1 protein-coding gene is annotated in these 528 nt (G+C 29.9%); it reads left to right on the top strand.

Annotated features, from left to right (window positions below; genetic code table 11):
- On the top strand, positions 1-509 hold a 509-nt coding region (locus ABNK64_RS11200; RefSeq protein ID WP_349764452.1), incomplete at its 5' end, for an IS30 family transposase.
- Positions 510-528 lie beyond the last annotated feature (19 nt).

Below are 528 nucleotides of genomic sequence, written 5' to 3'. Positions count from 1 at the left end.
AAGAAAGAGCAGAATTTATTAATAATCGCGAGGAGCTTGGACACTGGGAAATGGATACTGTTGTTGGAACTAGAGAAAGTAAAAATTGCCTATTAGTTTTAACAGAAAGAAAAAGTAGAAAACAGATAATCGAAAAAATAGATGCCAAAAATAGTGAAAGTGTAGTAGAAGGAATCAAGAAAATATTTAATCGTTATCCTAAAACTTTCAAAAAAAGATTTTTAACAATAACTTCAGATAATGGAGCTGAATTTATGAATGCTGAAGCTATAGAAAAGCTAGGAGTAACATATTTTTATGCCCATAGTTATTGCTCTTGGGAAAGAGGAAGTAACGAGAACAACAACAAATTAATTAGAAGATTTATTTCTAAGGGAACACCAATCGAAAACTACAGTAAGAAGGAAATTAAAAATATAGAAAAGTGGATGAATAACTATCCAAGAGAGCTATTTCATGGGAAGACGGCTGAAGAAATTTATCAAAATTTTTTCAGAAAGATTGCCTAAGAATTTTTTAGAAAAAAAG

This window comes from Fusobacterium sp. SYSU M8D902, assembly GCF_040199715.1.
Lineage (GTDB): Bacteria > Fusobacteriota > Fusobacteriia > Fusobacteriales > Fusobacteriaceae > Fusobacterium_A.
Note: the sequence above shows the minus strand (reverse complement) of the source record. Positions and strands in the feature narration are given on the sequence as shown.